Below are 22,706 nucleotides of genomic sequence, written 5' to 3'. Positions count from 1 at the left end.
ATGTCCCGCCAAATGGATGTTGCAGGGCGGGCAGTCGAGAGGAGTGACAGAGAGATTGGGGCTAAATGAAATCATCAAGGCAGTCAACGACTTTGTCTGGGGGCCGGTAATGTTGGTGCTCCTGGTGGGGACCGGCGTCTTTTTGACCCTGCGGCTGGGCTTTCTCCCCTGGCGAAACCTGGGACACGCCCTAAAATCGGTCTTTTCGCGGGAGAAAACAGCCGCCGGAGGGGAGGGGGACATCTCCGCCTTTCAGTCGCTGATGACCGCCCTGGCGGCCACCATCGGCACCGGCAACATCGTCGGGGTGGCCACGGCCATGGTGTTGGGCGGGCCGGGGGCCCTGGTGTGGATGTGGGTCAGCGCCCTTTTTGGCCTCTCCACCAAGTACGCCGAGAGCGTGCTGGCGGTAAAATACCGGGTCAAAACCAAGAGTGGCGAGATGGCGGGCGGGCCGATGTACGCCCTGCGCGACGGTTTCCCCATCCGCTGGATCGGCGCGGTACTCGCCTTTCTCTTTGCGCTGTTTGCCGTTCTGGCCTCCTTCGGCATCGGCAATCTGACCCAGGCGAACTCCATCTCCGACGCGGTGGGCTCGACCTTCGGGGTCCCCACCTGGGTGACCGGCCTGGTCCTGGCCGCGCTGGTTGGCGTGGTGCTGGTGGGGGGCATTCAGTCCATCGGCAAGGTCTGCGGGGTCATTGTGCCGGTGATGGCGGTCTTTTACTTTGTGGCGGGGATCGCGGTCATCGCCCTCAACGCCGGCAATCTGCCCCAGGGGTTGGCTGAAATTGTGCGGATGGCCTTCTCCCCCACCGCTGTGGCCGGCGGGGTGGGCGGCACCATCACCGCCACCGTCCTCTCCTCCATGCGCTGGGGGGTGGCGCGCGGGGTCTTTTCCAACGAGGCGGGTCTGGGCTCGGCCCCCATTGCGGCCGCTGCCGCCAAGACCGACCACCCCTCCCGCCAGGGCTACATCAACATGACCGGCACCTTTTTCGACACCCTGGTGGTCTGCTCGGTGACCGGGCTGGCCATTGCCTCTTCGGGGGTGCTGGGGACGGTGGGGGCCGACGGCAAGCTGCTCGACGGGGTCAACCTGACCATTGCCGCCTTTCGCGCCGCCCTCGGGTCTGCCGGGGGGATGATCGTCACGGTGGGCATCGCCCTCTTTGCCTTCTCCACCATTCTGGGGTGGGAGTACTACGGAGAGAAGTCGCTGGAATACCTGGTGCACTCCCGCGCGGCCAACTACCTCTACCGGGTCCTCTTTTCCCTGGTGACCTTCCTGGGGGCCACCACCTCGCTGGAAGTGGTCTGGAACTTTTCAGATACCATGAACGGGCTGATGTCCATCCCCAACCTGATCTGTCTGCTCGCCCTCAGTGGGGTGGTGGCCCGGGAGTGCCGCGACTACCAAGAGCACGTCTTGATTCCCCAGAGGGCTGAAAAGCGGGCGTTGCGGGCCCAAAAACGCTCGGCGGGAAAAGTCTAGAAAAGCGGATAAAAGGCGCTGGAAAGGGCATTTTTCGGAGGCTGAGCTCTCCCTGTAAAAACAGTTGGCGGACGCCGCGGCATTTTTTGCCACAGCGCCCGCCCATTTTTGTCGTCTTGAAAAAAACTGTTTTGTTGTCCCCGCGGAGGATGAGCCTCTTCCCTTTAGCGCCCTCCTTTTTTCGGCTCGCCTTCTTCTAAAGGGGTGCAGAGGGAGAATCGATTTTTGCGATAGCGGATGACCCCCTCCCGCCGCAGGCGGTTGAGGGCGACGGAGAGGCCGCTGCGCTCGACACAGAGGTAGTCGGCCAACTGCTGCTGGTCAAAGGGGATCAAAAAGTGCTCGCTCCCCTGGAAGGCGGCCTGTTCAGATAGGTAGGAGAGAAGTTTTTCGCGGGTGGTGCGCTTGGAGAGATGGCCAATTTTGCGGTTGAGGAGGATGTTCTTCTCCGCGAGGATGCCCATCATGTTCCCCACCAACTGGGGGTGAAAGGAGCAGGGCGGATCGCCGGAGAAGAGCCGCACCGCGGCAAAGCGGAGGACAGCCCCTTCCCCACAGGCCAGTACGGTGACCGGCGAGAACTGGGTGGGCCCCGGCGCACAGGCAAACGCCTCGCCGAAGAGGTCGCCGGGGCCCAATTCCGCCAGGATGGTGCACTTGCCATTGTACTCCTCCCGCAGGACCTGGGCCCGCCCGGCGAGGAGGACGGCGATCTGGCTGACCGGCTCCCCGGCGTCGAGAAGGATGGCCCCCTTGGAAAATTTGCTCCAGCGCGCGCCGAGGCAGGACAAGAGCTGTGGCAGCTCCCCCGCCTCGATCCCCGAAAAGAGCGGCGAAGGCGGCAGTTCTGGCAGATGGTTCACAGATGGCTCCCCCCTCTTCTCCCCCGATGCCCATGCACGGCAGGAAAATGTTTGATTTGATCTATTTGTTGAATTTTCAACAGAACAAACAGCTGTATTGTACTATACTGGACCCAGGAAAGCAAGGAAATACAGGGGATCAGACCAATTGGGAGGAATCGTGATATGAAGCGAAAAATCATTAAAATCGACCGGGACGCCTGCGTGGGCTGCGGCCTCTGTGCAGAGGCCTGCCATGAGGGGGCCATCGGCATGGTGGATGGAAAGGCCGAGCTGCTGCGGGAGGACTACTGCGACGGTCTGGGCGACTGTCTGCCGGCCTGCCCGGTGGGGGCCATCACCTTTGAGGAGAGAGAGGCGCCAGCTTATGACGCGGCGGCGGTCAAAGCCGCCCAGTCGGCCAAACAGGCGGGGACAGCTCCCCTCCCCTGCGGCTGCCCGGGCAGTCAGTCGCGGACCATCGCCCCCAAGAAGTCGGCGCAGGAGGAGACGGCCGCCTGCGGCAGCGAACTCTCCCAGTGGCCGGTGCAGATCAAACTGGCCCCAATGGACGCCCCCTATTTTGACGGGGCGGACCTGCTGATTGCAGCCGACTGTACCGCCTATGCCTACGGCGATTTCCACCGGCGCTTTATCCGAGGAAAGATCACCCTCATCGGTTGCCCCAAACTGGACGAGGGGGACTACGCGGAAAAACTCACCGAGATTTTGGCCCGAAACAACATCCACAGCCTTCAGGTGGTGCGGATGGAGGTCCCCTGCTGCGGCGGGATAGAGCAGGCGGTCAGACGGGCGCTGAAGGGCTGCGGCAAGGAGATCCCCTGCCGGGTGACGGTGATTTCCACAGAGGGCGAGGTGTTGGCCGAGCACCGCTGCTGATGCCCTTTTCCAACAGAAAGAATGCGGTCCCCCACAGGCGGGGGACCGCATTCTTTTGCGTTGATGCGAGGGGGTCAGAGGATGAACATGGCGTCGCCAAAACTGTAAAAGCGGTATTTCTCCTCCACTGCCACCTGGTAGGCGTGCAGTACATTCTCCCGCCCGGCGAGGGCGCTCACCAGCATGATGAGGGTGCTTTCGGGCAGGTGGAAGTTGGTGATGAGCCCGTCGATGACCCCAAACTGATAGCCGGGGTAGATGAAGATGTCGGTGTCGTCGGAAAAGGCCATCAGTCTGCCGTTTTTCTGGTAGCAGGACTCGAGGGTGCGGGTGCTGGTGGTCCCCACCGAAATGACCCGGTGCCCCTCCGCCTTGCAGCGCTCGATGATGTCGACAGTCTCCTGGGGGATGACGTAGTGCTCGGTGTGCATCTTGTGCTCGAGCACATTCTCCTCCTTCACCGGGCGAAAGGTGCCCAGCCCCACGTGGAGGGTGACTGAGGCGATGATGACCCCCTTGTCGCGGAGGGTCTGCAGCAGCTCGTCGGTGAAGTGGAGACCGGCGGTGGGGGCGGCGGCAGAGCCGCGCTCCCTGGCGTAGACGGTCTGGTAGCGCTCGCTGTCCTCAAGCTCCTCGTGGATGTAGTGGGGCAGCGGCATCTGGCCGATTTGGTCGAGGAGGTTGTAGAAGTCCTCGTCCTTGCAGTCAAAGGAGATGACCCGGTTGCCGTCGTCCCGCACCTCGGTGATCTCGCCGGTGAGCAGCCCTTCGCCAAAGGTGAGGCGGACGCCGGTCTTCAGCTTGCGGCCGGGTTTGACCAGGCACTCCCAGCGGGTGACGGGGCCCAGCTGTTTGAGCAGCAGCACCTCGCCCTTGGCCCCGGTGTCGGACTTCTGGCCGTAGAGGCGGGCGGGCAGGACCCGGGAATCGTTGACCACCAGCACGTCGCCGGGCTCGAGCAGCTCGACGATGTCGTAAAAGTGGCGGTGGGTGATCGCGCCGGTGCGGCGGTCAAGCTGCATGAGCCGGGAGTGGTCCCGGGGATAGATGGGGGTTTGGGCAATGCGCTCTTCGGGCAGGTCGTAATAAAAATCGCTTTTTCGCAGCATGGCAAGTACAGTCCTTTGCTTTTCAAATTGACAGATACGGGCGCGGGTGTTATGATAAGGGCAACTGAATATAGATAAAGATAGAGGTGCGGTTTTGATCAGTACCGCCGGCTAGGCGCCAAGCCGCAAACGCCGGTGGAAAAGGCAACGCCGCCGAAGGGGACGCCTTTGGCATAGGGGCCCCTGGGCGCAGGCCTGAACAAGGCTGCGACTGTCATCATGTGACATGGTGGAGAGCTATCGGATCTGGCTCTGTGTGCCCGCAAAGACGCGGCCGCAGAAGCTCCATACCTTTCTATTATATTGCATGCTATGCCGGTTTTCAACCGGTTTTTTCTTTTTCTGTAGGAAGGGATCGAGAAGGCACAAGGAGAAGGAGGAAATTGTGATGAGAGAATTTCAAGTGGGCGTTGTCGGCGCGACAGGGATGGTCGGCCAGCGCTTTATCACCCTGTTGGAGGGGCACCCCTGGTTTCACCTAAAGGTGCTGGCGGCCTCTGCCCGCTCGGCGGGAAAGACCTATGAAGAGGCGGTGGGCAGCCGCTGGGCCATGAGCGCCCCCATGCCCGAGTCGGTCAAGTCGATGCGGGTGCTCGACGCCGAAAAGGACATCGACGAGATCACCCACCAGGTGGACTTTGTCTTCTGCGCCGTCAACATGAAAAAAGATGAGATCAAGGCCCTGGAAGAGGCCTATGCCAAGCGGGAGTGCCCGGTCATCTCCAACAACTCGGCCCATCGCGGGGTGGCCGACGTGCCGATGATCGTGCCGGAAATCAACCCCGAGCACGCCGCTGTCATCGAGGCGCAGCGGGCCCGCCTGGGTACCAAGCGTGGCTTTGTGGCAGTCAAGTCCAACTGCTCGCTGCAGAGCTATGTGCCCGCCATCCACCCCCTGATGGACTTTGGGGTCACCAAGGTGCTGGCCTGCACCTACCAGGCCATCTCCGGCGCGGGCAAGACCTTTGAGACCTTCCCCGACATTGTGGACAACGTGATCCCCTTTATCGGCGGCGAGGAGGAGAAGAGCGAGCAGGAGCCCCTAAAGATTTGGGGCAAGGTCGAGGGCGGCGAGATCGTCAACGCCGAGGGGCCCTCCATCACCACCCAGTGCCTGCGGGTACCGGTGTCCGATGGACACACCGCCGCGGTCTTTGTCTCCTTTGCCAAAAAGCCCACCGTCGAGGAGATCAAGGCGCGCTGGGCGGCCTTTGCCGGGGAGCCGCAGGAGCTGGACCTCCCTTCCGCCCCCAAGCAGTTCCTCCACTATTTTGAAGAGAGCGACCGCCCCCAGGCCAAACTGGACCGCAACCTGGAGAACGGGATGGCGGTCTCCATCGGCCGCCTGCGGGAGGACACCCAGTACGACTACAAATTTGTCTGCCTCTCCCACAACACCCTGCGTGGGGCCGCCGGCGGCGCGGTGCTGATGGCGGAGCTGTTGGCCGCCAAGGGCTATTTGGACTGATTGGCAAAGCCGCAGAGGCGCGGCCTTTGCGCTTTTTGACTGGGAGGAGTGTCACCGATGAAGAAAACTGTATTTACCGGCGCCGGTGTGGCCATTGTGACCCCATTTTTAGAGGACGGCCAGGTCAACTACCCCAAACTGGGGGAGCTCATTGACTGGCAGATCGAGAGCGGCACCGACTGCATCGTCACCTGCGGGACCACCGGCGAATCCGCCGCCATGAGCCACGAGGAGCACATGGACGTGGTGCGCTACACCGTAAAAAAGGTGGCCGGCCGGGTGCCGGTGGTGGCCGGTGCGGGCAGCAACGACACCGCCGTGGCGGTGGAGCTGTCCAAACTCAGCAAAGAGGCGGGGGCCGATGCCCTGCTGCACGTCACCCCCTACTACAACAAGACCTCACAGCGGGGGCTGGTCAAGCACTTTACCGCCATTGCCGACGCCACCGACCTGCCGGTGATCCTCTACAACGTCCCCTCCCGCACCGGGGTGGGCATCCAAATCGACACCTACCGGGAGCTGGGAAAACACCCCAACATTGTGGCGGTGAAGGAGGCAAACGGCAACATCTCCGAAATCGCCAAGCTGTTTGCCGCCTGCGGCGACTGCCTGGACGTCTATTCGGGCAACGACGACCAGATCGTTCCCATCCTCTCCCTCGGGGGCAAGGGGGTCATCTCGGTGCTCTCCAACGTGATGCCCAGGGAGGCCCACGAGATCTGTCAGCTCTACTTTGACGGCAAGACTGCCGAGAGCGCTGCCCTGCAGCTGAAACTGCTGCCCCTGATCAACGCCCTCTTCATGGACGTCAACCCCATCCCGGTGAAGGACGCCATGAACCTGATGGGGCTGGGCGTGGGCGAATGCCGCCTTCCCCTCTGCTCCATGGCGGAGGGCCAGTTGGCCGCTCTGCGGGAGATTTTGGCCCAAAACGGCCTGGTGGAGGGCAGATAGATGGTCCGTATTTTACTCGCAGGCGCCCTCGGCAAGATGGGCCGGGTGGTGAGCCAGTGCGTGTCCGAGCGGGAGGATTGCCAGATCGCGGCGGGAATCGACATTGCCGGGCCGGCGGAGGGTCTCCCCTTCCCCCTCTATCGCTCCATCGGGGAGTGCCCCCTGGAAGGGGATGTGATCGTCGATTTCTCCCACCCCTCCCTGCTGGGAGAGATCCTGCGCTTTGCCAGGGAGAAAAAGGTGTCGGCGGTGATCTGTACCACCGGCCTCTCGCCCGAGCAGGTGTCCGAGATCAGGGAGAGCGCCAAAGAGGTGCCCATCTTCTTCAGCGCCAACATGTCCCTGGGCATCAACCTCCTCTCCGCCCTGGCGCAGAAGGCGGCCCAGGTGCTGGGGGGGCAGTTTGACATTGAAATCCTAGAGAAGCACCACAACCAGAAGGTGGACGCCCCTAGCGGCACCGCCCTGATGCTCGCCGACGCCATCAACGAGGTGGCAGACGGACGATACGAGTACGTCTATGACCGCCACAGCGTTCGCCGAAAGCGCGGCAAAGAGGAGCTGGGCATCCACTCGGTGCGGGGCGGCACCATCGTCGGCGAGCACGAGGTGATTTTTGCCGGGCGCGACGAGGTGCTCACTCTAAGCCACAGCGCCACCTCTAAGGAGGTATTCGCCGTGGGGGCGGTCAACGCAGCGGTCTTTTTGGCGGGGCAGAAGCCCGGCCTGTACGACATGGCGTCCCTCCTGTAAAGGGAAACGCCTTGCAAGAGAAAGGATGGCAAAGATGATTGGTGTAACCAGTATTGCGGCAGTGGAGGACCAGATGGTGGTCACCTTCCGCAACATCGACGGTCAGTCGCAGTTTTTGGAAGAGGTTTTCTTGGAGATCGCCAAGGTGGATGTCAACCTGGATATGATTTCCCTCACCACTTCGGAGGACGCCACCTGCAGCTTTTCCTTCACCACCTCCAACCGCTACTACGTCAAAGTGGTCGAGGTGTTGGGGGCCATCCGCAGGGATTTCCCCGAAATCAAGTTCTCCATCTCCGACGGTTATGCCAAGCTGGTGGCCGCAGGGGAAGAGATGCAGTTCTGCCCCGGTGTGGCGGCGGCGGTGATCGCTGCAGTCAAGCAAAGCGGCGCTTCCATCGCCATGATCACCACCTCGGAGACCGACATCTCCCTGTTGCTGCCTGCGGGGGACCTGGGGGCGGCCAAGGCGGCGCTGGAAGGGTAGGCTCCTCCCCTTCTCCGCTCTCCGTTCCCCAAAAGACGATTTGCCATGGGGCACAAGCTTGGGAGATGACCCAGCAGACAATCTGATGGGCGGCAATCTCCCCCCTCCCCCGGCCGAAGTCGGCGATATAAACCAAAAACGAAAATTGCAAAACAGAAACGGGCCTCTTGGGGGCCCGTTTTGTTGTGCAAAATTTGCACAAATATTTATGTAATATGCACAAAAAAGCGATAAAAAGATTGGCCCCAAAAATGGCATCAAATCTGGTCAAATAGCCCTTAAATCGGCTGTCATGTGTTTGCTTTTTGTAAAAGAATATTGTATCATTATTAGCGATGTCGATTTTAAAAGAGGAGGGTCATATTTGAATCAGCGAAACGATATGACGCGTGGGGATCACATCATGAAGCAGCTTTTCTTCTTCATGCTCCCCATGCTGCTGGGAAACATCTTTCAGCAATTTTACAACATCGCCGACACGGTGATCGTCGGCAACTGGGTCGGCGCGGATGCGCTGGCGGCCGTTGGGGCGAGCAGCCCTATTTTCTTTTTGTTTGTCGCGGCTGCCAACGGCATGTCCGCCGGCGGCGGGGTGGTCATCGGCCAGTACTTCGGCGCGGGCGACCACAAGCGCTGCCGCAAATCCATCACCACCTTTTTGATTTTTGAGGGAGTCGTCGCCACCGCTCTGGGGATCGTGGGCATCTTTATCTGCAAGCCCATCCTGCAGATGATCAACACCCCGGCCAACATCATCGACGGCGCTAACACCTACCTGTGCATCTACATGGGCGGGTTGGCCTTCAACTTCCTCTACTTCGCCCTCTCCGCAGTTTACCGCGCCCTGGGCGACAGCAAACCCCCGCTCTACTTCCTGATCATCTGCACCATCTTGAACATCGTGCTGGATCTGGTCTTTGTCATCAACTTCGGCTGGGGGGTTGCCGGTGTGGCCATTGCCACCATCATCAGCCAGACCGTCTGCTGTGTCATCTCCTGGATCGTGCTCTACAAGAAGATCGCCTTCCTGGAACAGCCGGACGAGACGGGATGGGCCCGTTACTACAACAACGAAATGGCCATGAAGATGTTCAAACTGGCCATCCCCTCCACCATTCAGATGAGTTCGGTCTCCCTGGTGGGCATCATGATGCAGGGGATCATCAACAACTACGGCACCGCCTATATCGCGGCCTACACTGCGGCCAACAAGGTGGACAACATCACCTTTATGCCCGCCATGAGCATCGGCGTGGCCATGAGCGCCTTTACGGCCCAGAACATCGGCGCCGGGAAAATCAAACGGGTGCGGGAAGGCGTCAAGATGGGCAACCTGCTCTCCCTCATCTTCTGCCTCTCGGTTTCTGCCGTGGTCTTTTTGCTGGGGCCCACCATTGTCTCGTGGTTCATCAGCGGCGAGGGGTCGCAGCAAATTATCGACATCGGCTCGGTGATGGTTCGCTTTATTGTGACCTTCACCTTCCTGAGCGGGCTGCGAAACGTCTATGAGAACACCCTCAAAGGGGTGGGTGACATGAACATGGTGATGTTCATCACCATCGCGGGAATGGTGGTCCGCTACCTGGCCGCCCTGGTGATGATGAAGCCCTTCGGCTTTGCCGCCGTCTATTACTCGATCCCCGTGGCCGCCCTCTTTGAGGTGCTCGCCTCTTTCTGGCGCTGGAAGACCGACAAGTGGAAGCGCACCATTGTGGTTCGAGAAGCGGAGTTTGACGAGTCCCTCGAAGTGTAAGAAAAATAGCATTTGAAAAAGAGCCGCCGGCGTTCTACTTGAACGCCGGCGGCTCTTTTCTATCTTGTCGCAGAGAGTGGTCGTTAAATGCTCTCCTCGTTCTCGATCCCCCGCAACCAGCTCTTGACCGTCTCGCAGAAGAGGTTGTGGTGCTCGATCTCCAGGTTGTGACCGGCATTTTCCCACAGCAGCAGCGAGTGGCGGGTGTAGTGGTCCCTCACCAAATCGACGCACTGGGTGTAGCCCACCACATTGTCCTGTTTGCCCAGGAAAAAGAGGGTGGGCACGTCACAGAGGCCGTTTTCCTCGGGCAGTTCGCTGAAGGCATACCCCGGGGAGTGGCTGATGCTGCGCAGATAGGGTTCGTCGATGGCGGCCGCCGAGGCAAGTTCATCCAAGAAGCGGTCATAGGTGTACTGGTCCTGGATGACAAAGAGGTTGGTGAAGAGCACCCGGTGCGAGGCGGGCAGCTGTTTGATGAGCTCCTCGTTGCGGTAGACCACCTTGAAGTTGGGGAGGATGCGCTTTTGGCGGACGGGCTCGACCAGCGGGCAGATGAAGATGCCGCCCATGATCCGCTCGGGCATGGCTGCCAGCAAGCCCCGGAGGATGTAGCCGCCGTAGGAGCGGCTGATGGCCAAAAACCGCCCGCCGGGGATGACCTGCTCGACAAAAGCTTTGACAAATTGCAGCATGTCGTCGCTGTTCTTGACCTGGTCGCAACGGGGGGTCTTCCCCATTCCGGGCAGGTCAAAATAGATCCGCTTGTAGCTGATGAAGGGGGCAAACACCGGTTCGATGCTGTGCTCCATCTGCACCATGCTCTCGGTCCAGCCGTGGATGCAGAGAACGGGAGTTCCCTCCCCCACGATCTTGTACTCTACCGGTACGCCAAACACTTCTGTCGTCATCTGCGCACACCTCTCTTTTTTGTTACAGGGTGATTTTATGGAAGGTCTTTTTCCCCTTTTTAATGATGATAAAGCCGTCTTTGAACGCATCCAGGGAGACGCGGTGCTGGGCGTCGGCGATCTTCTCCTCGCCGACGCTGACACCGCCCTGCTGCACCAGCCGCCGGGCCTCCCCTTTGGAGGGGGTCAGGCCGGCCATCACCATCAGATCCAGCAGGCCGACGGAGCCGTCCTGCACCAGGGACTGGTCGAGGGGGGTGGTGGGCATGTGCTCAGAGGCGGAACCCGCGGCGAAGAGGGACTTGGACGCCTCGAGGGCCTTCTGCGCCTCCTCCTCGCTGTGAACCAGCTTGGTCAATTCAAAGGCCAGTTTTTCCTTGGCGCGGTTGATTTCGCGGTCCTGCAGCGCCTCGTACTGGGCAATCTCTTCCAGGGGCATAAAGGTGAGCATCTTCATGCAGTTGATGACATCGGCGTCGTCGATGTTGCGCCAGTACTGGAAGAACTCGTAGGGGCTGGTCTTCTCGGGGTCGAGCCAGACGGCGCCGCTCTCGGTCTTGCCCATCTTCTTGCCCTCTTTGGTGGTCAACAGGGTGAAGGTCATGCCGTATGCCTCTTCCCTCTTGACGCGGCGGATCAAGTCCACCCCGCCGAGGATGTTGGCCCACTGGTCGTCGCCCCCCAGCTCCATGGTGCAGCCGACGGCGTCGTACATGTGCAGGAAGTCGTAGCTCTGCATGATCATGTAGTTGAACTCGATAAAGGAAAGCCCCTTCTCCATGCGGGACTTAAAGCACTCGGCGGTGAGCATCTTGTTCACTGTAAAGTATACACCAACATCCCGCAGAAAGTCCAGATAATTTAGCTTGCAGAGCCAGTCGGCGTTGTTGAGCACCAGGGCGCGCCCGTCGGTGAAGTCGACGAACTTGGACATCTGCTGCTGGAACCGCTCCACATTGTGGGCGATCTCCTCCTTGGTGAGCATCTTGCGCATGTCGGTCTTGCCGGTGGGGTCGCCCACCAGGGTGGTGCCGCCGCCCAGCAGGGCGATGGGGCGGTGACCGGCCTGCTGCAGCCGCCGCATCACCGTCAGCTGCAGAAAGTGCCCCACGTGAAGGCTGTCGGCGGTGGCGTCAAAGCCGATGTAGAAGGTGACCGGCTTGTCGCCGTTGAGCAGTTCCTCCACCCTCTCCATGTTGGTCGACTGGGCGATGAGCCCCCGGGCCTGCAGTTCATTAAAGATTCCCACAATACATTCTCCTTTTTCATTTGATAAAAAAGCCCTCTGTGCATTTTGTGCACAGAGGGCGAGTTTTCACGCGCGGTACCACCTCAGTTTGCCGTCTCCCGACCCATGTTGGAGGGGCGACGGCCTCGTTGGGGCGCGGTAACGGGCGCCGGACGGCCCTCCCTACTGCCGGCCAAAAATCGGCCGGGTTCAAAAGGGCGGCTCAGGGGTGTATTCCCGCCGGAAAAGCCGCTTTCTCTCAGCAAACGAAAGCTCTCTTGGGACTTTGAGCCGGCGGTACTGGTCCCCTTCTCTGCCTGTAAGCAATTTTTGCATTACCTGTATCTTACCCGTTTGCCGTGCGGTTGTCAACACCGCCCTGGGCGCGGGTGAGCATTTCCCGAGCGTTTTGCAGCGACACCCCGCTGACCGCGTCGCCGGAGATGATGCGGGCCAACTCCCGCACCCGGTCCTCCTCCCCCAGCGGGCGGATGTCGGTAAAGGTGGACACCCCGTCGGAGTGCTTGGAAATCAGCAGGTGGTTGCCCCCGTAGGCGGCCAAGCTGGCCGAGTGGGTGACGCAGATGATTTGGTGGGAGGCGGCGGTCTCCTTGAGTTTTTGGCCAATTTTTTGGGCGGCGCTGCCGCTGACCCCGGTGTCGATCTCGTCAAAAATCAGGGTGTCGATTTGGTCCTTCTCGGCGAGGATGTTTTTAATGGCCAACATGATGCGGGAGAGCTCGCCCCCTGAGGCGATTTTGGAGATGGATTTGGGCGCCTCCCCCACATTGGCCGAGATGAGGAAGCGGACGGCGTCCATCCCGTCCCGGTGGAGCTTGGGCTCGGAGATCACCTCGGTGACAAAGGTGACCCCGCTCATGTTGAGGAAGGCCAGCTCCCGGCAGATGGCGGCGGAGAACCGCTCTCCCGCCTTTTTGCGCTTGGCCGAGAGCTGCTGGGCCAGGTCGGTGGCGGCGCGCAGCTCGTCGCGCATCTGCTCTTTGAGGGACACGATCTCCTCGTCGCTGCCGGCAAGGGCCTCGAGCTGGCGCTGGCAGTCGTCCCGGTAGGCGAGCACCTCGTCGAGGGTGGCGCCGTATTTTTTCTCCAGCTGCTGCAGGGTGGCCAGGCGATTTTCCAAAAAATCGATGTCCACATAGGCGTCCGCATCCGGCCCGCCCGAAAGGGCTGAGAGGTCGGCGGCGTGCTCCTGCAGCTCGTAGAGAAGGGCGGTCAGCTTGTCCCCCACCGCGCCGGTGGCGGGCAGGTATTCGCGGATGTTTTGCAGGGACTGGGCTGCCGTCTGCAGCAGGCCGATGGCGCCGCTCCCCTCCTCCCCGCCATTCAAACAGTCCTGTGCGGCCTGCAGGTTCTGGGCGATGAGCTCGGCGTATTTGGCCTTGTTGATCTGCTCTTCCAGCACCAGGTCTTCGCCGGGGGCCGGGTCGGCCTCGGTGATTTCTCCGATTTGGTAGGAGAGCAGGTCGATCTGCCGCTCCCGCTCGCTGCGGCGGGCCTCCAAGTCGGCGATGGTGCGCTTGAGGTCCCGCACCTTGACATACTGGGCCTGGTAGCGCTCGAGCAGGGGCTCCAACTGGCCGTAGGTGTCCAGCACCCGGATGTGGCTCTTCTCGTCCAGCAGCTGCTGGCTGTCGTGTTGGCCGTGGACGTTGATGAGCAGCTGCCCCAACTCCTTGAGGATGGACACGTTGGCCGGACGGCCGCCGATTTTACAGGTGTTTCTGCCGTCCCGCCCGATTTCCCGCACGATCAGCAGGCTGCCGTCGGGACAGTCGTACCCCATCTCCTCCGCCCGGGCGGCCACCGCCGGGGAAAGCTCCTCAAACAGGGCGCTGATCAGGGCCCTGTCGGCCCCCTGGCGCACCATGTCCTTGGAGGTGCGGTTGCCCAAGATGGCGTTGACCGCGCCGATGAGGATGGATTTTCCCGCGCCGGTCTCGCCGGTGAGGACGTTGAGTCCCGCCTCCAGCGGCAGGGTGGCCCGCTGGATGACAGCGACATTTTCAATGTAGAGTGTTCGCAACATGGCGCTCTTCCTACCTGTTCTGGGGGATGTAGGTCCGCAGCTCCTCGCAGAGCTCCCGGGCGTACTCCTCGCTCTTCATCAAGATAAAAAAGGTGTCGTCCCCCGCCAGGGAGCCCACAAAGCCGTTCCACTGCATCTCGTCAAAGGCGGCGCAGGCCGCAGAGGCCAGCCCCTTGTAGCAGAAGGCGCAGACGATGTTCTGGGCGTAGTCGACCTGGCGCAGGGCCTCGGCAATGATGATCGAGTAGTTGAAGTTGACGCCGCCCGCACTGCCCGGGCGCTGGGGGGTGGTGTAGCGGTAAACACCCTCGCGCGAAAGGCTCTTCACCAGGCGCAGCTCTTTGATGTCCCGAGAGATGGTGGCCTGGGTGACGGCGAACCCCTCTTCCTGCAGCTTTTTGAGGAGCTCTTCTTGGGTGGTGATGTCGTATCGAGAGATGAGGTCGATGATTTTGGCCTGGCGCTTTGCTTTCACGTTTCAATCCCCTCTTTCAATGAATTTGGCCTTGATGACTTTAAAAAATCCACTGCGGTCCAGCAGGACGAACTTGACCTTTTTGTCCGCCTGGCGGATGAGGATCTGATCCCCTCCGCCGATTTTGACCGAGTGCTCGCCGTCGATGGTGACGTAGACGTCGTTTTGGTTGCGAGCGCCCTGGCGGATGGCGAGGGTGCTCTCCGGGGAGAAGAGGATGGGGCGGGAAAAGAGCGAGTGGGGGCAGATGGGAGTCATTTCCAGGGTATCGATGGCCGGGTCGATGACCGGCCCCCCCGCCGAGAGGGCGTAGGCCGTGGACCCGGTGGGGGTGGAGACGATGACCCCGTCGGCCCGGTAGTTGATGACCTGCTCCTCGCCGCACCAAATGTCCAGGTCCAGCAGGCGGGAGACGGTGCCGCCGGTGACCACCACGTCGTTGATGGCGGTGTAGCAGCGCTCGCTTCCTCCCTGTGTGATCACGGCGTCCAGCGCCATCCGCTCTTGGATCGCGTAGTCGTCGGCCACCAGCTGCTTGAGGAGGTCGAGCCGGTGACAGTCGATACAGGCGAGAAAGCCCAGCCGCCCGGTGTTGATGCCGATGATGGGCTTGTCGTGATGAATGGCGTGTTTGGCCTGGTGGACCAGGGTGCCGTCCCCCCCGACACAGAGGATGCAGTCGCACCAGTCGTAGCCGACGGCCGATTCGACAAAGCGGACGCCGGGGAGATGGACCTTTTCCCGCAGGTAGGCGGGCATCCAGACCTCGGCCCCGCAGTCGGCGAGGATTTGGCAGGCCTCCGGGGTGTATTTGAGGGTGCGCGGCTTATCCAGGTTGGGAATGACAAAAAAAGAGTGCAAATGCCCTTCCTCCTTCTCTATTTATACAGAGAGTGTCCGGTGGGAGGCAGCCACCGTCTCGGCCACCCGTTCGCTGTCGACCGTCGGCAGACCCTCTCCCGCTCCCTTTTCCAGGAAAATCAGGTATTCAATGTTCCCTTCGGGGCCTTTGACAGGTGAAAAGTCAAGCCCCTTTACAGCAAATTGGTTCTCCCCAGCCAGAGAGATGACCTTTTCGATGACCTCCCGGTGGGTGTCCGGGTCGCGGACGACCCCCTTTTTGCCCACCTTTTCCCGCCCGGCTTCAAACTGGGGTTTAATGAGGCAGACGGCCTGACCGCCCGGGGCGAGAAAGCGCCAGATGACCGGCAGCACGTGAGAGAGGGAGATGAAGGAGACGTCGACGCTGACAAAGTCCAGCTCGTCGGGGACCTGCTCGTCGGTGAGGTAGCGGATGTTCTGCCGCTCTAGGTTGACCACCCGTTCATCCGAGCGCAGTTTCCAGGCCAGCTGCCCGTACCCCACGTCCACGGCATAGACCTTCTGTGCGCCGTTTTGCAGCATGCAGTCGGTAAAACCCCCGGTGGAGGCCCCCACATCCATGCAGATCTTGTCCTTCAGGGAGATGGGAAAGACGGCCATGGCCTTTTCCAGTTTGAGGCCGCCCCGACTGACGTAGGGCAACTTGGCGCCCCGCAGCTCGACGGCGTCCCCCTCTTTGACGGTGTCGCCGGCCTTGTCGGCCTTTTGGCCGTTGATGTAGACATCGCCGGCCATGATGTAGGCCTGGGCCTTCTGGCGGGTCTCCGCCAGCCCCTGTTCGGTCAGATAGACGTCCAGTCTTGTCTTCATGTGATCACTCCTGCTCTAAAAAGCGGGCTATGCCGGCTTCGTCCATGCCCAGGTGGGCGAGGGTCGACTCCACCGAGGCCTGGGGGATGACGCCGTCTTCAATGGCGCGGATGTGGATGCACCCCCGGTAGCCGCTCTCGGCCAGCTGGGAGGCCAACCGCTCGCTGACGCCGCCGCTGCGGATCCCCTCCTCCACAAAGTAGACGGCTTTGTAGGAGCAGAGCAGCTCGCAGACATCTTCCCCCAGGGGGAAGAGCTTGGTCAGTTTGAGGACGGCGGCCCCCACCTTCTGGGCGGCGGGATAGACCTCGGCAAAGATTCGGCCGTAGGTGAGCACCACCTTGCCGCCCTTCTTTTTGCCCGGGAAGAGGTGGTGGTCCTCGCAGGGCAGATCGTCCAAAAAGGCAAGGCGCTCGTCCTCCTTTCCGCGGGGATAACGGAGGGCGCAGGGCCCCTCTTCCCCATAGAGACAGGCGTTCAGACAGTGGCGCAACTCGCGGTAGGTGGCGGGGGAGTAGAGGGTCATGGTGGGGACGGATTGGAGCATCGACACGTCGTAGATGCCCTGGTGGGTCTCCCCGTCCTGCCCCACCAGACCGGCCCTGTCGATGGCCAGCACCAGGTGGGCGTGTTGCAGGGCCACATCGTGGATGATCTGGTCGTAGCAGCGCTGCAAAAAGGTGGAGTAGACGGCAAACACCGGCCGCAGCCCGCCGGTGGCCAGCCCAGAGGCAAAGGTCACGGCGTGCTCCTCGGCGATGCCCACGTCGTAAAAGCGGTTGGGGTACTTGTGTTTGAAAAACTGCAGCCCGGTGCCGTATTTCATGGCCGCGGTGATGCCGCAGATGGAGGGGTCTTTGATGGCCTGCCCCACCAGGGCGCGGCCGAAGGCGGTGGAGAAGGAATCCTCGTTGGAGATGTCGGGATTTCCCTTTTCGATGTCGAAGCTGGAGACCCCGTGGTAGGCGCCGGGATTTTCCTCCGCCTTCTGGTACCCCTTCCCCTTTTGGGTGGCAATGTGGATGAGAACGGGCCGGCTGATGCGCTTGGCCCGCATCAGGGCGCCGCAGAGCATGTCGATGTCGTGCCCGTCGATGGGCCCCAGGTAGTCAAACCCCAGGTCCTCAAAAAAGGTGTTGTGGTAGATGGCGGTCTTGAGTTTCGACTTGGAGGAGACCAGGGCGTCCTTGATTTGCCGGCCCACCATCGGCGTGCGCTCCAGGAGGTGGGAGACCGAGTCCTTAAAGCGGAAATAGGCCGGTTTGGTGCGGATCTCCGAGAGATAGTTGGCCACCGACCCCACGCTTTTGGAGATGGACATGTCGTTGTCGTTGAGGATGATGATCAGGTTGCCCCGGGCCTTGCCGGCGTTGTTGAGCCCCTCATAGGCCATGCCGCCGGTAAAGGCACCGTCGCCGATGACGGCGATGACGTAGCCGTCGTCCCCCCGCTGGCGCTTGGCTTCGGCCAGCCCCATGGCGGCGGAGATGGAGGTGCTGGCGTGCCCGGCCACAAAGGCGTCGTGTTCGCTCTCATACGGTTTGGGAAAGCCGGAAAGCCCCCCTTCGGTGCGGATGGTGTCGATCCGGTCCCTGCGCCCGGTGAGCATTTTGTGGGTGTAGGACTGGTGCCCCACGTCCCAGACAATGGCGTCTTTGGGGGTGGTGAAGATGCGGTGCAGGGCGATGGTGAGTTCCACCACCCCCAGATTGGAGGCCAGGTGCCCCCCGTTTTGGGAGACCACCTCGATGAGCCGCTCCCGGATCTCCTCCGCCAGGGCGTTGAGTTCAGCGGTGGAGAGCATCTTCAAATCACCGGGTCCGTTGATGCGCTGTAAAATGGACAAATCCGTTCACCTTCTATGTCAAAGATACCAGCATGGCCACCAAAATGCCCAGCAGGGCGCCGCCGAGCACTTCCAGCGGGGTGTGGCCGAGGGACTCCTTCAAGTCCTTTTTAAACATATCGTCCTCGTCTTCGTCGGGGGCGTCCTGGCTCTTCTCCCAGGTGAAGATGATCTTGTTGAGGACTTTGGCCTGTTCCCCTGCGCTCCTGCGCACCCCCATGGCGTCGTACATGACCACGCAGGCCACCAGGAAGGCCAGGGCGAACTCCGGGGAGGAGACGCCCACCGTGCGGGCGATGGCCACGGTGAGGGAACAGACCAGGGCCGAGTGGGCGCTGGGCATCCCCCCCGCCCCCACCATCCGCTCCAAATTGAGCTTTTTGGTGGCGATGAAGGTAAAGATCGTCTTGAGCACCTGCGCGCTCAACCAGGAGATCAGGGCAACGTTTAAACAGTAGTTGCCGAACATCTGTCGTAGGATATCCATATCAACCGCCCTTTAGCTTTCTCTGTCCACCAGCGACTGGCAGAGGTGGGCCAGACAACCGCCCTGTTCACCGGGGACCGCCCTTTGCAGCTTGCAGAGGGCCCGGTCGGTACAGGCGCGCACCTGCTCGCGGGAGGCCTCCACCCCGTAAAGGGTGACAAAAGTGGTCTTTCCCTGCTCGATGTCGCTGCCGATGGGCTTGCCCAACTTGGCCTCATCCCCCACGGCATCCAGTATATCATCTGCAATTTGAAAAGCCAACCCGACGTCCCCGGCAAAATCGCCCAGGGCACGCTGGCTGTCCTCCCCCGCACTGGCGGAAATGGCCCCCAACTGGGCGCTCACCGAGAGGAGGGCGCCGGTCTTGAGCCGGTGCAGGGTGGCCAGCACCTCCGGCTCCATGGGTCTGTTCTCGTAGGCCAGGTCGATGACCTGCCCGCCGATCATCCCCCGGTAGCCGGCGGCGCGGGCCAGGGCTGCCACCGCCCGCAGTCGCAGCCCCTCGGGGAGGGGGGCGCCGGCCGCGGTCTCAAAGGCAAGGGTCAGCAGGGCGTCCCCCGCCAGCAGGGCGGTGGCCTCACCGTAGACCTTGTGACAGGAGGGCTTGCCCCGGCGCAGGTCGTCGTCGTCCATGCAGGGCAGGTCGTCGTGGATGAGGGAGTAGGCGTGCACCATCTCGATGGCGGCGGCCAGGGGGAGCGCCTCCTCCCGCCGGCCGCCCAGGGCAGCGCAGCACTCGAGGACAAAGAGGGCGCGGATGCGCTTGCCGCCAGCCAGCAGGCTGTAGCGCATGGCCTCGGCCACCTCCTGGTAGAGGGGGTCTCCGTCGGGGACGGCGGTCTGCAAAAAGGCCTCGATGGCGGCCAGGTCCTGCTCGAGCTGTTCTCTACAGTTCATCGTCCATTCCCTCCAGTTTGATCTCCTCCACCGTCTGGCGGGCGGCCTTGAGCTGGCCGTAACAGTCGGACAACAGGGCTGCCGCCTTGGCGTAGGTGGACAGGGCCTCCTCGAGGGGGAGATCGGCCCCCTCCAACGAGGCGATGGCCTGTTCCAGGGCGCGGTAGTTCTCTTCAAAACTCGCTTTCTTTTTGGTCGGCATGGCTGGGCTCCTCCCCTATCTGGTCGACGGTGCAATCGGCCTCGCCGTCGCAAAAGCGAAGGGAGAGCCGGTCGCCCGCTTGTATCTGCATAATGGAGTGGACGGCGGCGCCGTCCTTCTGTGCAATGGCGTACCCCCGGGAGAGCACCTTGGCGGGGTTTAGGCTCTCACAGAGGTCGGCGGCGCTGCGCCAATCGGCTTCCAGCTTGTCCAGCCGCTTGGTGCAGGCAGCCTGCAGCCGGTGGCGGAGGGCGGCAAGCCCCTCGCCCCGCTCCCCCAACAACTGGACGGGCGAACAGGCGCGGTGGCGCAGCTGCAGTTGGTAGAGGGCCTCCTTCTTTCGGGTGTAGAGGCGGTGAAGGGCCGTCTCCATCCGCAGGGAGGCGCCGTTTAGCTGGCGGGCGATCTCCCTGCTGTCAGGGGCCACCAGTTCGGCCGCCGCCGAGGGGGTGGGCGCCCGCAAATCGGCCGCCAGGTCGGCGACGGTGAAGTCGATTTCATGCCCCACCGCCGAGATGACCGGCACCGGGCAGTCGGCGATGGCGCGGGCGATCTCCTCCCGGTTGAAGACCCAGAGGTCCTCCTGACTGCCGCCCCCCCGGGTGAGGATACAGGCGTCGTACCGCCCGGCGATGGAGACGTAGCGCAGCGCCCGCACAATGGAAGGGCAGGCCGCCTCCCCCTGCACTGACACCGGGATGAGGGAAACGGTGCAGAGGTTGTACCGCCGCGCCAGGACCCCCAGCACGTCCTTGACCGCCGCCCCCGACTTGGAGGTGATGAGGGCGATGTGTTGGGGAAAGGGCGGCAGGGGCTTTTTGCGTCCGGCGTCGAAGAGCCCCTCGGCAGCCAGCTTGCGCTTGAGCTGTTCCAGTGCCAGCTGCCGGGCGCCGACCCCTTCGGGCAGGATGTCCTTGGCGTAGAGCTGGTAGACCCCGTCGCGCTCAAAGACCGAGACGGTGCCGCGGACGATCACCGACATCCCATCCTCTGGGGAGAAGGCCAGCCGGTTGGCGTAGGACTGAAACATCACCACCTTGATGGAGGCTCCAGCGTCCTTGAGGCTGAAAAAGAGGTGGCCGGTGCGAAAGTGGCGGTGGAAGCTGGAGATCTCCCCCCGGATCAGCAGGTCTTTGAGCTTGCCGTCGGACTCGACGATGGACTTGATATAGGCGTTGAGCTGGGTGACGGTGAGGGCGGCGCCGGTCATCTCCCCCACCTCTCTCTGCACAAGAGGGCGATGCCGGCGGCGTTGTCGCTGGAGAAGTTGGCCGGTGCGCAGACCCCGCCATATTTTTGGGACAGGGCCGCCGAGAGGATGGAGTTGGACATCACCCCGCCCGAGTAGAGAACGGGCAGCGGCCCCAGCTTCTCCAGCAGCCGGGCGGTCATCCCGTCCAGGGCGGCCAGCAGGTAGTCGAGGCAGTAGCGGGCCACGTCGGCCGGGGCCTCGCCCTGCGACAGCATCTTTCGGCACTGGTTTTCGACCCCGGAGAGGCAGCAATCGCAGCCCTTGAAGGTGGGGCGGGCCCGATAGCGCTTTTCGCTCTGGCAGGCCAGCTTGTCCAGCGCCGGGCCGGCGGGAAAGGGCAATCCCAGCAGCCCCCCTACCCGGTCGATCGCCTGTCCAGCTTTCAGGTCGAGGGAACCTGCCAGATAGGTGGTCTTGCAGATGCGCTCCCCGTCGGGCTCCACCAGTACCGCTTCGGTGGTGCCGCCGGAGACGTGAAAGGCCAGAAAGGGCCCTTGTAGGTACGAGAGGGCCCCGCCCCCGTAGAGAGCGGCGGCGATGTGCCCCTGCTGGTGGGAAAAGCGGTAGAGGGGCAGCCCCAGCAAGTTGGCAATGAGGGTGGCGCTGGAGAGCCCCACCAGGAAGCAGGGCATGTAGGAGCCCTCTATATCCCGGGGGCGGTCGGACACGCCAACAGCCAGAACATCCCCGACGGGGCTCCCGCCGAGGATAGAGGTGGTGAGTTCACTGAAATTTTTGACGTGCAGAAAACAGGCGTCGCTCTGGCGAAGCCCCATCTGCCCCTCTTTGACCGGGAGGGGCAGTCGGATATTCTGCACCACCTCCCCCTCGGCCGAGCAGACGGCGAGGGAGGAGGTGTAGTTGCTGGTGTCGAGGCCGAGAAAGTATTTCATTGTTCCTGCGGCTGCACCGGCAGCTCCTCGTCCTCGGCCGCTTCAGTCAGCGCCTCGGCCTGCAGGGCCTCTTCAGGCGTCCCCAGCTCCTTTGCCACCGCGCCCAAAAGCCCGTTGACAAAGGCGTAGTCGTCGTCGGTGCCGTACTTCTTGGCCAGCTCCACGGCCTCGTTGATGGCGACCCCCACCGGGCAGAAGTCGGCGGCGATCTCGGCCAGGGCCACCCGCAGGATGGAGCGGCAGACCGGGGAGATGCGCTCGAGCGTCCAGCCCTTCAGGTGGCGGGCGATCTGCTCGTCCAGCGCGGGGGCGCGCTCGCATACCTGGCGAAAGACGTTCAGGGCGTACTGGCTCATCCGCAGGGTGCCGCACTCGCTCGCGCCGGCAATGATGTCCTCGGCGCTCTCGTCGGACAGGAAAAACTGTTCAAAGGCCAGCACAAAGGCCGCCTCTCTCGATTCACTTCTGGTCATATTTGTCTCCTCGCTGTGTTGGAATATAGGGCGTGGGGTGGCCCCACAAAAATACCCTCCTGTGACGGTACACGGGAGGGTATGGGGCGAATGTCAGTGCTCTTCCCCGCTCTCACTCTCAAAGGCGATCCCCTGCACGACGATATTCACCTTGGAAACGGTGATGCCCGTCATGCTCTGGATGGCGGATTTCACGCTGTTTTGCACAGCCAAGGAGACGTCTGGGATGCTGACCCCCTGGTAGAGATCCAGGCAGATATTCACCGTGGCGATGTCGCCGTTTAGCTCGATGCCCACCGGGTTGCGGCGGATCGCCTTGGCCCACAGCCCCTTGATGTTGGAGTTCTCACAGGTGACCTGGGCCACCCCCTTGACCTCCCCCGCCGCCATCTTGGCGATGGTGGCCAGCACCTCTTCAGAGACCTTCAGGTTGCCGATGGTGTCCTTCAAATTGGGTTCGCCCATCAATGCGCCCTCCTTTATAGCAATGCATCATTCTGTATAACATACACCCTGTATGCTGTATATTATACCACAAAAAA

23 protein-coding genes, 1 riboswitch and 1 other annotated feature are annotated in these 22,706 nt (G+C 62.0%); of the genes, 7 read left to right on the top strand and 16 right to left on the bottom strand.

The genetic code is table 11. The features are described 5' to 3' along the window. The first annotated feature begins 55 nt into the window (after positions 1 to 55). The gene (locus tag BN3266_RS10565) at positions 56 to 1,495 is read left to right on the top strand and encodes an alanine/glycine:cation symporter family protein (RefSeq protein WP_242861759.1); all 1,440 of its coding nucleotides are present in this window, start codon (positions 56 to 58) and stop codon (positions 1,493 to 1,495) included. A 164-nt stretch (positions 1,496 to 1,659) separates the two neighbouring features. On the opposite strand, the gene BN3266_RS10560 is transcribed toward BN3266_RS10565, so the two are convergent. Continuing rightward, complete coding sequence (locus tag BN3266_RS10560; protein ID WP_059005118.1) at positions 1,660 to 2,358, bottom strand: Crp/Fnr family transcriptional regulator; 699 nt, start codon at positions 2,356 to 2,358, stop codon at positions 1,660 to 1,662. Between the two features lie 165 nt (positions 2,359 to 2,523). Between BN3266_RS10560 and BN3266_RS10555 the strand changes: the two genes are divergently transcribed. Further along, on the top strand, positions 2,524 to 3,237 hold the full coding sequence (locus BN3266_RS10555; protein WP_059005117.1) for a 4Fe-4S dicluster domain-containing protein: 714 nt from the start codon (positions 2,524 to 2,526) through the stop codon (positions 3,235 to 3,237). Between the two features lie 74 nt (positions 3,238 to 3,311). Here BN3266_RS10555 and queA read toward each other — a convergent pair whose 3' ends face one another. Next, on the bottom strand, positions 3,312 to 4,343 hold the full coding sequence (gene queA, locus BN3266_RS10550; protein ID WP_195891633.1) for a tRNA preQ1(34) S-adenosylmethionine ribosyltransferase-isomerase QueA: 1,032 nt from the start codon (positions 4,341 to 4,343) through the stop codon (positions 3,312 to 3,314). Positions 4,344 to 4,419: 76 nt separating this feature from the next. Continuing rightward, positions 4,420 to 4,594: riboswitch (Lysine riboswitch) on the top strand. 140 nt (positions 4,595 to 4,734) lie between these two features. Here queA and asd point away from each other — a divergent pair. From asd to BN3266_RS10525, 5 genes are all read left to right on the top strand, one after another. Further along, positions 4,735 to 5,814: an aspartate-semialdehyde dehydrogenase gene (gene asd / locus BN3266_RS10545; RefSeq protein ID WP_059005115.1), complete on the top strand. Its 1,080-nt coding sequence runs from the start codon at positions 4,735 to 4,737 to the stop codon at positions 5,812 to 5,814. Positions 5,815 to 5,871: 57 nt separating this feature from the next. Then, positions 5,872 to 6,768, top strand: coding sequence for a 4-hydroxy-tetrahydrodipicolinate synthase (gene dapA / locus BN3266_RS10540; RefSeq protein WP_059005114.1), 897 nt, complete (start codon positions 5,872 to 5,874; stop codon positions 6,766 to 6,768). Then, positions 6,769 to 7,521: a 4-hydroxy-tetrahydrodipicolinate reductase gene (gene dapB / locus BN3266_RS10535; RefSeq protein WP_059005113.1), complete on the top strand. Its 753-nt coding sequence runs from the start codon at positions 6,769 to 6,771 to the stop codon at positions 7,519 to 7,521. It begins immediately after the preceding gene. Between the two features lie 34 nt (positions 7,522 to 7,555). After that, positions 7,556 to 8,008, top strand: a complete 453-nt coding sequence (locus BN3266_RS10530; RefSeq protein WP_073260949.1) for an ACT domain-containing protein — start codon at positions 7,556 to 7,558, stop codon at positions 8,006 to 8,008. 364 nt (positions 8,009 to 8,372) lie between these two features. Continuing rightward, entirely contained in the window at positions 8,373 to 9,761 is a 1,389-nt protein-coding gene (locus BN3266_RS10525; protein ID WP_195891621.1) for an MATE family efflux transporter, read from the top strand. Positions 9,762 to 9,844: 83 nt separating this feature from the next. On the opposite strand, the gene BN3266_RS10520 is transcribed toward BN3266_RS10525, so the two are convergent. From BN3266_RS10520 to BN3266_RS10455, 14 genes are all read right to left on the bottom strand, one after another. Further along, complete coding sequence (locus tag BN3266_RS10520) at positions 9,845 to 10,672, bottom strand: alpha/beta fold hydrolase (protein ID WP_195891620.1); 828 nt, start codon at positions 10,670 to 10,672, stop codon at positions 9,845 to 9,847. 22 nt (positions 10,673 to 10,694) lie between these two features. Beyond that, positions 10,695 to 11,924, bottom strand: coding sequence for a tyrosine--tRNA ligase (gene tyrS / locus BN3266_RS10515; protein ID WP_143161572.1), 1,230 nt, complete (start codon positions 11,922 to 11,924; stop codon positions 10,695 to 10,697). A gap of 48 nt (positions 11,925 to 11,972) precedes the next feature. After that, positions 11,973 to 12,223, bottom strand: a binding site (T-box leader). A gap of 23 nt (positions 12,224 to 12,246) precedes the next feature. Next, the gene (gene recN / locus BN3266_RS10510; protein ID WP_059005110.1) at positions 12,247 to 13,947 is read right to left on the bottom strand and encodes a DNA repair protein RecN; all 1,701 of its coding nucleotides are present in this window, start codon (positions 13,945 to 13,947) and stop codon (positions 12,247 to 12,249) included. Positions 13,948 to 13,957: 10 nt separating this feature from the next. After that, positions 13,958 to 14,422 carry an arginine repressor gene (locus BN3266_RS10505; protein ID WP_021659129.1) on the bottom strand — a complete coding sequence of 155 codons (465 nt, stop codon included), beginning with the start codon at positions 14,420 to 14,422 and terminating at the stop codon, positions 13,958 to 13,960. Positions 14,423 to 14,425: 3 nt separating this feature from the next. Then, positions 14,426 to 15,283, bottom strand: a complete 858-nt coding sequence (locus BN3266_RS10500) for an NAD(+)/NADH kinase (RefSeq protein ID WP_059005109.1) — start codon at positions 15,281 to 15,283, stop codon at positions 14,426 to 14,428. 21 nt (positions 15,284 to 15,304) lie between these two features. Next, positions 15,305 to 16,114: a TlyA family RNA methyltransferase gene (locus tag BN3266_RS10495; RefSeq protein WP_059005108.1), complete on the bottom strand. Its 810-nt coding sequence runs from the start codon at positions 16,112 to 16,114 to the stop codon at positions 15,305 to 15,307. 4 nt (positions 16,115 to 16,118) lie between these two features. Then, positions 16,119 to 17,960 (bottom strand): 1-deoxy-D-xylulose-5-phosphate synthase, encoded by a 1,842-nt coding sequence (gene dxs / locus BN3266_RS10490; RefSeq protein ID WP_278275380.1) that lies wholly within the window; start codon positions 17,958 to 17,960, stop codon positions 16,119 to 16,121. A gap of 13 nt (positions 17,961 to 17,973) precedes the next feature. Beyond that, entirely contained in the window at positions 17,974 to 18,447 is a 474-nt protein-coding gene (locus tag BN3266_RS10485; protein ID WP_021659125.1) for a divergent PAP2 family protein, read from the bottom strand. Between the two features lie 12 nt (positions 18,448 to 18,459). Next, positions 18,460 to 19,344, bottom strand: a complete 885-nt coding sequence (locus BN3266_RS10480; RefSeq protein ID WP_059005107.1) for a polyprenyl synthetase family protein — start codon at positions 19,342 to 19,344, stop codon at positions 18,460 to 18,462. Next, complete coding sequence (gene xseB, locus BN3266_RS10475) at positions 19,334 to 19,546, bottom strand: exodeoxyribonuclease VII small subunit (RefSeq protein WP_021659123.1); 213 nt, start codon at positions 19,544 to 19,546, stop codon at positions 19,334 to 19,336. The genes BN3266_RS10480 and xseB overlap by 11 nt, the downstream gene beginning before the upstream one ends. Next, positions 19,518 to 20,756 (bottom strand): exodeoxyribonuclease VII large subunit, encoded by a 1,239-nt coding sequence (xseA, locus tag BN3266_RS10470; RefSeq protein ID WP_059005106.1) that lies wholly within the window; start codon positions 20,754 to 20,756, stop codon positions 19,518 to 19,520. Before xseA ends, xseB begins: the two co-directional genes overlap by 29 nt. Continuing rightward, on the bottom strand, positions 20,753 to 21,691 hold the full coding sequence (locus tag BN3266_RS10465; RefSeq protein WP_059005105.1) for a tRNA (adenosine(37)-N6)-threonylcarbamoyltransferase complex transferase subunit TsaD: 939 nt from the start codon (positions 21,689 to 21,691) through the stop codon (positions 20,753 to 20,755). Before BN3266_RS10465 ends, xseA begins: the two co-directional genes overlap by 4 nt. Continuing rightward, positions 21,688 to 22,164 (bottom strand): transcription antitermination factor NusB, encoded by a 477-nt coding sequence (gene nusB / locus BN3266_RS10460; protein ID WP_075109740.1) that lies wholly within the window; start codon positions 22,162 to 22,164, stop codon positions 21,688 to 21,690. Before nusB ends, BN3266_RS10465 begins: the two co-directional genes overlap by 4 nt. 93 nt (positions 22,165 to 22,257) lie before the next feature. Next, positions 22,258 to 22,629 carry an Asp23/Gls24 family envelope stress response protein gene (locus BN3266_RS10455; protein WP_059005103.1) on the bottom strand — a complete coding sequence of 124 codons (372 nt, stop codon included), beginning with the start codon at positions 22,627 to 22,629 and terminating at the stop codon, positions 22,258 to 22,260. Positions 22,630 to 22,706: the final 77 nt, after the last annotated feature.

The sequence above is a fragment of the Bittarella massiliensis (ex Durand et al. 2017) genome (assembly GCF_001486165.1).
In the GTDB taxonomy this organism is placed as follows: Bacteria; Bacillota; Clostridia; order Oscillospirales; family Ruminococcaceae; genus Bittarella; species Bittarella massiliensis.
This window is presented reverse-complemented; position numbering and strand designations above follow the sequence as displayed.